The organism is Amycolatopsis sp. NPDC049159, assembly GCF_040648295.1.
GTDB classification, from domain to species: domain Bacteria; phylum Actinomycetota; class Actinomycetes; order Mycobacteriales; family Pseudonocardiaceae; genus Amycolatopsis; species Amycolatopsis pretoriensis_A.
In genome coordinates this window covers 258472-270800 of the sequence record NZ_JBEZDL010000007.1, presented here as the reverse complement: position 1 = coordinate 270800, position 12329 = coordinate 258472, and the positions used below count along the sequence as shown (strand labels likewise).

General features: G+C 73.0%; 10 protein-coding genes and 1 pseudogene. 7 read left to right on the top strand and 4 right to left on the bottom strand.

What is annotated here, in order from left to right; all coding sequences use genetic code 11:
• Positions 1–167: 167 nt before the first annotated feature.
• Positions 168–1106, bottom strand: coding sequence for a WYL domain-containing protein (locus AB0B33_RS16030; RefSeq protein WP_360771860.1), 939 nt, complete (start codon positions 1104–1106; stop codon positions 168–170).
• A gap of 84 nt (positions 1107–1190) precedes the next feature.
• On the opposite strand from AB0B33_RS16030, the gene AB0B33_RS16025 reads away from it, so the two are divergent.
• From AB0B33_RS16025 to AB0B33_RS16000, 6 genes are all read left to right on the top strand, one after another.
• The gene (locus tag AB0B33_RS16025) at positions 1191–1577 is read left to right on the top strand and encodes a VOC family protein (protein WP_360771858.1); all 387 of its coding nucleotides are present in this window, start codon (positions 1191–1193) and stop codon (positions 1575–1577) included.
• A gap of 90 nt (positions 1578–1667) precedes the next feature.
• On the top strand, positions 1668–2417 hold the full coding sequence (locus AB0B33_RS16020; RefSeq protein ID WP_360771854.1) for a 3-hydroxybutyrate dehydrogenase: 750 nt from the start codon (positions 1668–1670) through the stop codon (positions 2415–2417).
• A gap of 33 nt (positions 2418–2450) precedes the next feature.
• Positions 2451–3779: an MFS transporter gene (locus tag AB0B33_RS16015; protein WP_360771852.1), complete on the top strand. Its 1329-nt coding sequence runs from the start codon at positions 2451–2453 to the stop codon at positions 3777–3779.
• Between the two features lies 1 nt (position 3780).
• Entirely contained in the window at positions 3781–5652 is a 1872-nt protein-coding gene (locus AB0B33_RS16010; protein WP_360771849.1) for a GAF domain-containing protein, read from the top strand.
• A 111-nt stretch (positions 5653–5763) separates the two neighbouring features.
• Positions 5764–5934: a hypothetical protein gene (locus AB0B33_RS16005; protein ID WP_247021672.1), complete on the top strand. Its 171-nt coding sequence runs from the start codon at positions 5764–5766 to the stop codon at positions 5932–5934.
• The gene (locus AB0B33_RS16000) at positions 5931–8114 is read left to right on the top strand and encodes a TOMM precursor leader peptide-binding protein (RefSeq protein WP_360771846.1); all 2184 of its coding nucleotides are present in this window, start codon (positions 5931–5933) and stop codon (positions 8112–8114) included. The genes AB0B33_RS16005 and AB0B33_RS16000 overlap by 4 nt, the downstream gene beginning before the upstream one ends.
• On the opposite strand, the gene AB0B33_RS15995 is transcribed toward AB0B33_RS16000, so the two are convergent.
• On the bottom strand, positions 8111–9313 hold the full coding sequence (locus AB0B33_RS15995) for a PHB depolymerase family esterase (RefSeq protein ID WP_360771843.1): 1203 nt from the start codon (positions 9311–9313) through the stop codon (positions 8111–8113). The genes AB0B33_RS16000 and AB0B33_RS15995 overlap by 4 nt on opposite strands.
• A gap of 174 nt (positions 9314–9487) precedes the next feature.
• On the opposite strand from AB0B33_RS15995, the gene AB0B33_RS15990 reads away from it, so the two are divergent.
• Positions 9488–10855: a tannase/feruloyl esterase family alpha/beta hydrolase gene (locus AB0B33_RS15990; protein WP_360771840.1), complete on the top strand. Its 1368-nt coding sequence runs from the start codon at positions 9488–9490 to the stop codon at positions 10853–10855.
• Here the strand turns inward: AB0B33_RS15990 and AB0B33_RS15985 are convergent.
• Positions 10842–11051: pseudogene (locus AB0B33_RS15985) on the bottom strand (hypothetical protein); the annotation flags it as partial. The gene AB0B33_RS15990 and the pseudogene AB0B33_RS15985 sit on opposite strands and share 14 nt — an antisense overlap.
• Before the next feature lie 320 nt (positions 11052–11371).
• Entirely contained in the window at positions 11372–12328 is a 957-nt protein-coding gene (locus tag AB0B33_RS15980) for a glycoside hydrolase family 6 protein (RefSeq protein ID WP_360771837.1), read from the bottom strand.
• Position 12329: the final 1 nt, after the last annotated feature.

Here is a 12329-nt window from a genome sequence, read left to right as displayed (position 1 = left end):
ATACCGGTGAGTAACGGACACTCGTAGTAGGTCTCCCCCATGTCCAAAGTAGACCGATTAACGGGGTTCACCGAGCATAGCGGGCGAACGGCGTTCAAGCGCGGTGCTTCTCGGCGGGCATCGGCCTGAGCAGGCCCGATACCGCGCGTGTTCGGGAGCGTGCGGGATTACCGGGCATAACGGGCAACCAGCTCCGCGCCCAAGCGGGCCAGCTCGGCCTTCACCGACTCCGGACCCTCGACGTCGACCAGCGCGCCCCACCCCGCCAGCTCCTGCGCGATCATGATCGGCGCGGGCGCCGCGACCCGGGCCCGCACCCGGTCGTCCGGCAGCTCGGCGACGAGCTCGCAGTGCCGCCCGAACCGGTCCCGCAGCACGCCGAAGTGGCGCCGGCTCAGCACCACGTCCGCGGTCAGCGACGAACGGCGCTTCTCGACCTCCTCGACGACCTCTTCCCACACCTTCGCCAGCTCCAGGTCCGAGGGCCGGTCGGCGGGCTCCTCGCTGACGGTGGCGGCGGCGATCCGGTCGACGCGGAACGTGCGACGCCCCTTCTCCGTGCCGGCGACCAGGTACCAGACGTCGTCCTTGTCGACCAGGCCCCACGGGTCGACCAGCCGCTCCGACCGCTCGCGGCCGCCGTAGACCAGGTGGACCCGGCGGCGGGCGATGACGGCGTCCCGCAGCAGCTCGACCACCGGCGGCCGGTCCTTCGGGCGCTCGCCCCAGCCCGCCTGGTCGACGACGACCGCGTCCGCGGCGGCCTCGGCGTCCGCCCGGAACGTGCCGGGCAGCGCGCCCATGAGCTTCCGCAGCGCGGACTTGACCTCGGAGGCGCCGGCCGCGGCCGGGCCGGCCAGGAGGAACAGCGCCTGCGCCTCGCGGGCGCTCAGGCCGGAGAGGTCGGTGCGGGCGCCGCCGACGAGCTGCCAGCCGCCGCCGCGACCGGGCTGCGGGTACACGGGCACGCCGGCGGCCGAGAGGGCTTCCAGGTCACGGCGGGCGGTGGCGACGGAGACCTCCAGCTCGGCGGCCAGCTCGCCCGCGGTGACCCGGCCGCGGGTCTGCATCAGCAGGAGGGTGGCCACGAGGCGGTCGGCGCGCATGGGGGAAGTGTCGCAAACAAAGTGCTCACTCGGTGCACACTTTCATCCCGCATGCTGGCTCCACACCGTCCGAGAGGAGCAGCCGTGCTGCGAGGAATGGCCACCGTTTCGTACTTCGCCGACGACCACGAGGCCGCGAAGGAGTGGTACGCCGGGTTCCTGGGCATCGAGCCGTACTTCGAGCGGCCCGGGTACGCCGAGTTCCGCATCGGCGACCACCAGCACGAACTCGGGCTGATCGACCGGAAGTACGTCCCGGCGAGCATGGGCGGGCCGAGCGGCGAGATCGTCTACTGGCACGTCGACGACCTCGAAGCGACCGTCGCCCGCCTCCACGAGCTGGGCGCGAAGGAGTACGAGCCGATCACCGAGCGCGGGCCGGGGTTCGTGACGGCGTCGGTCGTCGACCCGTTCGGCAACCTCCTCGGCGTCATGACCAACGCGCACTACCTGGCGGTGCTGGCCCGCTGACGAGGTGTGCGGCGGCACCACGGGATCTTCCCGGCTTGTAGCCGCCGCACACATGGTCCGCGACGCGGGTCACGCTTACCGTTCCCGTCCATGACCAGCGATCTGGACGGGCGCACCGCCCTCGTGACCGGCGGGGCCGGGGGCATCGGCCTCGCCTGCGTCCGCGCTCTCGCGGCGGCCGGGGCCAAGGTGCACGTCGTCGACGTGGACGCCGAACGCGCCGAAGCCGCCGCCACCGAAGTCGGGGGCTGGGCGCACGCCGCCGACCTGACCGACCCCGCCGCCATCGGCGCGCTGCCCGCCGAGGTCGACATCCTCGTCAACAACGCCGGCATCCAGCACGTCGCACCGATCGAGGACTTCCCGCCGGACGTCTTCACCCGCATCCAGTCGTTGATGGTCACCGCGCCCTTCCTGCTCATCCGGCACGCGCTGCCGTCGATGTACGCCAGGGGCTGGGGCCGGATCGTCAACATGTCGAGCGTCCACGGGCTGCGCGCCTCCCCGTACAAAGCCGCGTACGTCGCCGCCAAGCACGGGCTCGAAGGGCTCTCGAAGGTCGCCGCCCTCGAAGGGGCCGAGCACGGGGTCACCAGCAACTGCGTCAACCCCGGGTACGTCCGCACCCCGCTGGTCGACGGCCAGATCGACGCGCAGGCCGCCGAGCACGACATCCCGCGCGAGGACGTCGTCGCCGAGGTCCTCCTCCGCCGCGCCGCGATCAAGAAGCTCATCGATCCCGGCGATGTCGCTTCCCTGGTGGTGTGGCTGTGCTCCCCGCGCGCCGGCCACATCACCGGGGCGTCCATCCCGCTCGACGGCGGCTGGACCGCCGCCTAGATCCCGCCCGACCACAAGGAAGTGGAGCCCGCAGTGAGCCAACCCCACCGGTCGGCGATCGCCAAGATCGTCGGCGCGAGCCTGATCGGCACCACCATCGAGTGGTACGACTTCTTCCTCTACACCTCGGCCGCCGCGCTGGTGTTCAACAAGCTGTTCTTCCCGACGGCGGATCCGCTCACCGGCACGCTGCTGGCGTTCCTGACCTACGCGGTCGGGTTCCTCGCCCGCCCGGTCGGCGGCCTGGTGTTCGGCCACTTCGGCGACCGGCTCGGGCGGAAGAAACTGCTCATCGTCAGCCTGTCGCTGATGGGGGGTTCGACCGCGCTCATGGGCGTGCTGCCGACGTACGCCTCGGCGGGCGTCGCGGCGCCGGTGCTGCTGACGCTGCTGCGCCTCGTCCAGGGCTTCGCGCTCGGCGGGGAATGGGGTGGCGCGGTCCTGATCGTCTCCGAGCACGGCGATGACCGCCGCCGCGGGTTCTGGGCGAGCTGGCCGCAGTGCGGGGCGCCGGGCGGCAACCTGCTGGCCACCGCCGTCCTGGCGATCCTGTCCGCGACGCAGACCGACGCGGCGTTCCTGTCCTGGGGCTGGCGGATCCCGTTCCTGCTCTCGGCGGTGCTGCTGCTGATCGGGCTGTGGATCCGGCTGGCCGTTTCCGAGTCGCCGGTGTTCCTCGCCGCGCAGCAGCGGGCCGAGGAGCGCGGCGAGAAGCACGTCCCCGTCGTCGACGTCTTCCGCCACAACTGGCGCGAGGTGCTGGTGACCATCGGCGCGCGGATGGCCGAGAACGTGTCGTACTACGTGATCACCGCGTTCATCCTGGTGTACGTCACGACCGGGCTGCACCTGCCGAAGGGCATGGGCCTGACCGCGGTCCTGATCGGCTCGGCCGTGCACTTCGTGACCATCCCGCTCTGGGGCGCGCTGTCCGACCGCGTCGGCCGCCGTCCGGTCTACCTCTTCGGAGCGATCGGGATGGCCGTGTGGAGCTTCGCGTTCTTCGCGCTGCTGGACACGAAGTCGTCGGTCGTGATCGTGCTGGCCACGACCGTCGGGCTGGTGCTGCACGGCGCGATGTACGGCCCGCAGGCGGCGTTCTTCGCCGAGCAGTTCCCGACCCGCGTCCGCTACACCGGGTTGTCGGTCGGCGGTCAGCTGTCCTCGATCGCCGCCGGCGCCGTCGCGCCGCTGATCGCCGTGGCGCTGTTCTCGGCCTGGGGCAGCACGGTGCCGGTGTCGCTGTACGTCACGGGGATGTGCCTGCTCACCGTGATCGCGCTGCTGGCCGCCCGCGAGACCCGCGGGCAGTCGCTGCACGACGAGGGTGTCCAGGCGGAACAGGCGGCCGTTTCGCCCTAGCATGACCGCCGTGACCGCACCTTCCGACGCGTTGCGCCGGCTGCTCGACCTCCTCGCCTCCGGGGCGAGCACCGAGCAGCTGGCGCACGTCGTCGTGGCCGCCCGCGCCGAAGGCACCCTCGGCGCGGGCGACCTGGCCGCACTGGCCAGCGCCGGCGAGCTGGCCTTGCGGATCCGCGAGACGCTCGCCGAGCACCGGCGCCGTGAAGCCCAGCTCACCGCGCTGTTCGAGACCGCCAGCGAACTCGCCGCGCTGTCCGATCCGGACACCGTGCTGCGCTCGATCGTCCGCCGCGCGCGGGCGCTGCTCGGCGTCGACGTCTCCTACCTTTCGCTGAACCGCGAGGCCGAGAACAAGACCTACGTCCGGGTCAGCGACGGGTCGGTGTCGGCGGAGTTCCAGCAGATCGTGCTGGGCATGGGGGAGGGCCTCGGCGGGCTGGTCGCGCAGACCGCGCGGCCGTACGCGACTTCGGACTACTTCACCGACGAGCGGTTCAAGCACACCCGCCACATCGACTCCGGCGTCAAGGACGAAGGCCTGACCGCGATCCTCGGCGTCCCGCTGGCGATCGGTCCCAAGGTGCTCGGCGTGCTCTTCGCCTCCGACCGCGCCACCCGGGAGTTCACCGCGGACGAAGTGGCCCTGCTGTCCTCGCTGGCCGACCACGCCGCCATCGCGCTCGACAGCGCGAACCTCCTCGACCAGACGCGCCGCGCGGTCGCCGAGCTCAACGAAGCCAACGCGACGATCCGCGCGCAGAACGAGGCGATGGAACGCGCCGAGGACGCCCACGACCGGCTCACCGACCTCGTGCTGCGCGGCGGCGACCTGCCGGACGTCGCCGCCGCCGTCGCCGGGGTGCTGCACGGCGACCTCACGGTGTACGACGCCGACGGCACGCTCCTGGCGAGCTCGGCCGCCCCGGCCGCGCTGGACCCGGACGCGCTCGCCGCGGCCCGGACCGCCGGGCGGGCGGTGTCCACAAAGGACTGCTGGGTGTGCGCGGTGCAGGCCGGTCCCGAGCTGCTCGGCAGCCTCGTGCTGGCCGGCCGCGCCGGGCTCACCGACCCCGACCGGCGGCTGTTCGAACGCGCCGGCGTCGTGACGGCGCTGCTGCTGATGCTCCGGCGGTCGGTGGTGCGGGCCGAGGACGAGGTCCGCGGCGAGCTGCTCACCGACCTGCTGACCGCGCCCGACCGCAACCCCCGCGCGCTGCTGGCCCGCGGGCGCCGGCTGGGCATCGACCTGTCGGCCCCGCACGCGGTGCTGGTCGCGCACGCCGACGGCGGTTCGCGGCGGCGGGTGGCGAGCGCCGCCGCCCGGCACGCGACGCTGGTCGGCGTGCACGCGGAGGAGGTCGTGCTGCTCGGCGAAGGCGACCCGGACGAACTGGCCCGCCGGGTGGCCGCCGACCTCGGCGCGGCGACCGGCCGCCCGGTCACGGTGGGCGCGGCCGGTCCGGCGAGCGGCCCGCCGTCGATCGCGGACGCCCACGCCGAAGCCGCCCGCTGCGTACGTGCCCTGCTCGCGCTCGGCCGCACCGGCGAAGGCGCGGCGATGGCCGGGCTCGGCTTCCTCGGCCAGCTGCTGGGCGACCGCGCGGACCTCGACGCGTTCGTCCGGCAGACGCTCGGCCCGGTCCTCGACTACGACGAGCGCCGCGGCACCGAGCTGGTCGCGACGCTGCGGGCGTACTTCGCGAACGGGGCCCAGCTCGCGCGCACGAAGGACGTCCTGCACGTCCACGTGAACACCGTCGTGCAGCGGCTGGAGCGGGTGGCATCGCTGCTGGGCGAAAACTGGCAGGCGCCCGACCGCGCGCTGGAAATCCAGCTGGCCCTGCGCCTGCACCGCCTCGGCTCGCGGTGATTTCTTCCAGCGTGCTGCGGACCAAAGCCCGTTGCGCCGGGCGGCCCTAGCGGGACGCGCCGCCACCGGGCACCGTGGAAGCCGACGGATACCGAGACGATGGGGGTTCTCGTGAAGGAATTCGAAAGCGCGCTCGCGGCGGGGTTCGACGTGGTCCCGGCCGAGGTGCCCGGGCTTGCGATCGACCGGCTCGACGGCGGCCAGTCCACCGGGTCCCCGGCGCGGCTGTGCTACACCTGGGTGGCGGACCCGGTTCGCCCGTCGGTCAGCCCCTGTAGGTGACCGAACCCGCCTCGCCGGTCGTCGGGTTCAAGCGGCACCTCGGTACCGCGGTGGTGCCCGGCGACGCGGTGTACGTGCTCTCCGAAGAAGGCGCGACAGCCTTGCGCGGGCCGCACGTGGAGTCCCTGGTCCCGTTGCTCGACGGCACCAGGGACTTCGCGGCCCTGCGCCGGGAACTGCCGCCCGACGTCCCGGCCGACGAAGCCGCCGGGGTGCTGACGCGGCTCGCCGAAGCCGGGCTGATCGGCCTGCGATCCGCGGTCTCCGACCCCGAATCGGCTTACTGGGACGCGGTGGACGGCGAACCCGCGTCCGGCCGGGTCGCGGTGCTCGGCGCGGACCCCGCGACGGTGGACGTCCTGCGCGCGGCCGGGCTCACCGTGGCCGAGGACGCCGGCCTTTCCCTCGTGCTGTGCCACGACTACCTCGCCGGCCACCTGTCCGATGTGGACGCCGAGCACCGCCGCGCCGGGCGGCCGTGGCTGCTCGCCAAACCACTCGGGGCGCGGGTGTGGCTCGGCCCGTTCTTCACCCCCGGTGAAGGGCCGTGCTGGCACTGCCTGGCCGCCCGGCTGTGGGGCAACCGGCCCGCCGAGGCCCACGTCCGTGCCGCGCTCGGCTTGCCCGGCCCGCTGCCGCGCCCGGAAGTCGCCCTCGCGCCGCTGACCGCCGTCGCGCTCAACCTGGTGGCCCTCGAAGCGCGCAAGTGGCTGGCCGGGCAGCGGTACCCGGGCCAGCGGGCGCTGTGGACGTTCGACAGCCGCGACCTGACCGGCGAGCGGCACGAGGTGCGCGCCCGCCCGCAGTGCGCGTCCTGCGGGAACCCGGAGCTGGTCCGCGACCGGACGCGGCGGCCCGTGGTCCTCGAATCCCGCCCCAAGACCCAGCTCGGCGGCGGCGGGCACCGCGCGTTGCCGCCGGAGCAGGTGCTCGGCGAACACCGGCACCTGGTCAGCCCGCTGACCGGCGTCGTCAAGGAGCTGCGCCGCGACACGCGCGGCCCGGCGCTGTTCGCGTCGTTCCGCTCCGGGCCGAACACCGCGCTGGGCCGGCGTGGTGCCGAGCGGCTGCGCACGGCGCTGCGCAGCGAGAACGGCGGCAAGGGCGTCACCCCGCTCCAGGCCGAGGTCGGCGCGCTGTGCGAGGCCCTCGAACGGCACAGCGGGCACTACGACGGCGACGAGGAACGGGTGCGCGCCAGTTTCCGTTCGCTGGGCGACAAGGCCGTGCACCCCGACACGTGCCAGTTGTTCCACGAACGGCAGTTCGCCGACCGGGCGTGGATCAACGCGCGGCACGGGCCGTTCCAGTTCGTCGGCGAGCCGTTCGACGACGACGAAGTGCTGGACTGGACGCCGGTGTGGTCGTTGACCCGCGGCGAGCACCGGCTGTTCCCGACCGCGCTGCTGTACTTCGACGCGCCCGGGCCGCCGTCCGTGCTCGCCGACTCCAACGGCAACGCCGCGGGCGGCACGCTGGAAGACGCGGTGCTGCAAGGGATGCTGGAGGTCGTGGAACGCGACGCCGTCGCGCTGTGGTGGTACAACCGCACCCGGCAGCCGGCGATCGACCTGGCCGCGTCCGGTGATCCCTGGATCGCCGAACTGCGCGAGGTTTACGCCGGGCTGGGGCGCGAAGTCTGGGTCCTCGACGTCACTTCCGACCTCGGGATCCCCGTGCTGGCCGCCGTCTCCCGGCAGGTCGGCGGGCCCCGCGAGGCGATCATGCTCGGGTTCGGCGCGCACCTCGACCCGGCCGTCGCGCTGCGGCGCGCGCTGACCGAGCTGAACCAGCTGGTGCCCGCGGTCCTCGACGGGTGGGACGGCGGCGACGACCCGGACGCGGTGCGGTGGCTGCGGGACGCGACGGTGGCCACCGAGCCGTACCTGCTGCCTGCCCCGGGGCACCCGGTGCTCAGACCCGACGTCTCCTCACCCGACCTGCTGGCCGACGTGCACCTGGTGCGGGCGCGGCTGGAAGCGGCCGGGCTCGAGGTGTTCGTGCTCGACCAGACGCGGCCCGACATCGGCCTGCCCGTGGTCAAGGTGATCGTGCCGGGCCTGCGGGGGTTCTGGGCGCGGTTCGCGCCCGGCCGGCTCTACGACGTGCCCGTGCGGCTCGGCCGGCTGACCGAGCCGCACGGCTACGACGACCTCAACCCGATGCGGATCTTCCTCTAGCACTGGCCGTCGGCGAGCACCCAGTAACCCGACGACGTTTCGCGCAGCGCGTGCGTCGTGAAGGTGTTCCACAGACCCATGGCCTGGTTCGAGCCGTTGGCGTAGGTCTGGCCACCGCTCTGGTGCGCGCGCCCGGCCTGCGTGTGGGCGTAGTTGCTGGCGCTCACGCACGTCCCCGACGGCGGGGCGCTGGTCGTCGTCGTGGTGGTCGGCGGCGCGGCCGTCGTGGTGGTGCCGGTTCCCTTGTCCAGTCCCCAGAACACGCCGGTGTAGTAGCTGGAGCAGATCCCGGCGAGGAAGTACGCGCCGGTGCTGCCGCACTGCGTCGTGCCGCTGCCCGGGTCGACGGCGGTGCCGTGGCCCATGCCGGCGATCGAGTACAGCTGCACCTTGTCGCCGTAGTTCGTCACCGTCGTGCTGCCGGGCAGGGACTGGGTGCTGGTCGGCGTCTGCGAAACGCCGTGCACCGCGGTCCACTGGTCGCGCAGTTCGGTGCCGTTGACCGGGTAGACGGTGTAGTCGCCGGTGCCCTGCCAGATCGCGACGCGCGGCCACGGCCCGCCGTAGCCGGGGTTCTGCGCGGTGACCTTCGCGGCCCACTGCGCCGGGCTCAGGTTCTGGTTGTTCTGCTGGCAGCCCGACGCCTGCGTGATGCTCGTGGCGCACTGCGCGGGGAGGCCGGCCATGACGCCGCCGCCGGCGAAGACGTCCGGGTACGCGGCGAGCAGGTCCGCGGTCATCCCGCCGCCCGCCGAGAGCCCGGTGACGAACACGCGCTTGGTGTCCGAGCCGTGGTCCGCGACCGCCTTGTCCACCATGGACTTCACCGACGCCGCTTCGCCCTTGCCGCGGGTGTCGTCGGCGGGGTCGAACCAGGTGAAGCACTTCAGCGAGTTGTTCGCGGTCGACGTCTGCGGGAACACCACCTCGAACCGCCACCGGTCGGCCAGCGCGGGCCAGCCGGAGTGGGCGTAGTAGTCCGCGGCGCTCTGCGTGCAGCCGTGCAGGGCGACGACGACCGGGCGGCCGGCTTCGAGCCCGGCGGGGGTGTAGGTGTACATCGCCAGTGCGCCCGGGTTGGCGCCGAAGTCCGGCACCTGGACCAGGGACGACGGCGGCGGGTCGGCGGCGGCCACCCCGACGGTGGTGAGCACGGCGGCGGTGATCGCGGCGAGTCCGGCGAAGGCGAGCTTGCGCAAGGTGAACTCCTTCTCGTCGTTGAGAGGGTTTCCCGCGACGCTAAGTCGGACCGGCGGCGGGGACCATGTGGCCGTCCACCACATCGGCGCCGGAATTCATGGTGCCCGGCGGGGTGGCTCTCCGGCGGTGCGGGCGCTTGAGTTCTGTCTCATCGACGAGACCGGAGGTGGACCGTGCGCGGTTGGCTGACCTGGGTACTGGCGGGTGCGCTCGCGGCGGCGCTGCCCGCGACGGCGTCGGCTTCGGCCGGGCGCTGCCGGGCGGAGGTGCCCGGCGCGGAGAAGTCCGTCGCGGTGTGCCTGGACGACCTGACGACGACCGGCACGCTGAAGTCCGGCCACACGGTCGAAGCCGACTGGGCCGGCTTGACGTCGGCGGGACTCCCGTCGCCGAGCGGCGTCCCGGGCGTCCAGGTCGACGGGTACTTCCCGGACTCCTCGACGTCGAACGCGAACAACGGCTGGAACCACGACTCCCAGTTCGTGCTGCGGATGCCCGACCACTGGAACGGCGGCCTCGTCGTGGCCGGCTCGCCCGGCGTCCGCCGCCAGTACGCGAACGACCGCGCGATCGGCGACCAGGCGCTGGCCGAGGGCTACGCCTTCGCCGCCACCGACAAGGGCAACACCGGCGCGGCGTTCTACACCGACGGCGTCCGCCCGGGCGACGCGCTGGCGGAGTGGAACACGCGCGTCACGCAGCTGACGCTCGCCGCCCGCGGCGCGCTGACCCGCCACTACGGCCGCCCGCCGGCGAGGACGCTGGCGGCCGGGCTGTCCAACGGCGGGTACCTCGTCCGGTGGCAGCTGGAGAACCGGCCGTGGCTCTACGACGGGGGCGTCGACTGGGAGGGGACGCTGTGGCGTGCCGATGGACCGAACCTGTTCACGTTCCTGCCCCCGGCCCTGCGGGCGTACCCGGCTTACGCGGCGGGGTCGCCGGCCGCCCACCAGTCCATTTTGGACGCGGGCTTCGCGCCGGGCTCGGAGTTCCTGTGGGACTACCACTACCGCGTCTACTGGGACCTGACCCAGCGGATCTACCGCGAGGAGGCCGACCCGTCGTTCGACGGCGCGGTTCTGGCCGGAACCCCTTTCTGCACTTCGGGAACGCCGGCGTGTGACGCGGATTATGCGTACTCGTCCAGGCCTGCTTCGGTAGCGCGGGCGGTGGAGCGGATTTCGCTGACCGGGCGGATCGGGAAGCCGTTGCTGACGCTGCACGGGACGTGGGACACGCTGCTGCCGATCACGCGCGATTCCGATGTCTACGACCGGATGATCAGTGCGTCCGGGCGCGGGTCGCTGCACCGGTACTACCGCATCGAGGGCGGCAACCACGTCGACGGCCTGGTCGACCAGTACCCGGACCGGTTGCGGCCGTTGGGCCCGTGCTTCCGGACGGCGTTCGACGCGCTCGCGGGCTGGCTGCGCGGGGTGCGACCGCCGGCGTCGGCGACGATCGCCCGCCCCGCCGGAGCGACCCCGGCCGAGCTGGCGACCTCGTGCGACCTGGGTCGAGGGCGGGTCACTCCGGGGTGACGCTGCCGTCTTTCGCGATCGAGCCGGCGGGCCAGACGTGTCCTGCGTCCGCGTCGGTGACCTGAGCGCGGGTGAAGTCCGGTCTTCGGCGAAAGCTCGCGCCGTCGAACGAGGCCCCCAGGAAGTTCGCGGTCTCCGCGAACCGGACGTTGACGAAGTACGCGGTCCGGCCGAATTCGCTGTCACCGAACTCCGCCGCACCGGTGAAGCCCGTGTCGTCGAAGTCGGAGCCACCCCGGAACTGCGTGCGCTCGAAGGTCGCGGTCGACCACCGTCTGCCTCAGGCCGGGGTGGGCTTGGGCGAGCCGTTCGAGGTCGGTGAGGCTGCCAATCCGCACCGCCGCCTTGTCGCTGCCGAGCTGCTCGCTGGCTTTCGCCGACAGTTCGTTGATCTCCGCCGCCGCGCTCTTCCAGCCGGTGTCGAACGCGTCGCGGTGGTCGGCTCGCGTGCCGCGTGGGCGAGCGCCGTCGGTGCCGGGAACCGTACGTCCTCCCACCACGCCGGGAGCGCCCGGGTCAGTCGCCCTTGATCAGGTGGTTCGCCAAAGCCGGGCTGAACGTTCCGGCCGGCACGCCCGTTCCGTAGCCGCAGCTGCCGTCCGAGTCGCCCGGGACCTTGATCCACAGCTGCAGCTCCGGGCCGCCGCCCGGCTGGGACGTCGCGCCCAGCTTGCGCTTGGGCGGGTTGCACCACTCCGAGTCCGTGCCGTGGCCGGCGCCGTTGCGGCTCGTGTCGACCACGAACGGGGCCGCGTACCCGAGGGCCGAGCCGACCGCTTTGCCGTAGGTGGTCGATTCGGCCGTGGTGGAGAAGTTCGACACGTTGAGCACGAAGCCGTGGATCGACTGGACGCCCACCTGCTTCAACCGGGACGCCATCGTCGTCGCCGGGATCCAGGTCGCGGTGCCGCCGTCCAGGTACGCCCACGTGTTCGGGGCCTTCTGCGCGAGCTGCGTCGCCGCGTACTTCAGCAGGTCGACGCGGTCCGTGCGGGCGGTGCCGGTCAGGCAGTCGAGCTGGGCGAGCGCGTCCGGCTCGAGGACGACGATCGCCGGCTTGCCGCCGATGCCGTCGGCGAACGCCGAGATCCAGTCGCGGTAGGCCTGCGGGCTGCCCGCGCCGCCGGTCGACTCGCCGCCGCAGTCGCGGCCCGGGATGTTGTAGGCGACCAGGACCGGGAGCTTGTCGGCGACGTCGGCGGCGTAGGTGTACTTGTCGACAGCCGTGCGGATGTCGCCACTCCAGTTGCCGAACCAGCGGGCGCCGGGCTTCGTCGCGATCGACGTCCGGATCGGGCCCGCGAGGCTGTCGGACGGGTGGTCGCGGACCCAGACCGCCGGGTTCGAGTCGGGGTCGACGTAGAAGCCGTTCGTCTTCTCGAGCGGGTTGCCGTCCGCGGCGAGGGCCGGGGACGCGGGGGCGAGGCCGGTCAGCGCGAGCGCGGCGGCCACGAGCCAGGTCGAAATGCGCATT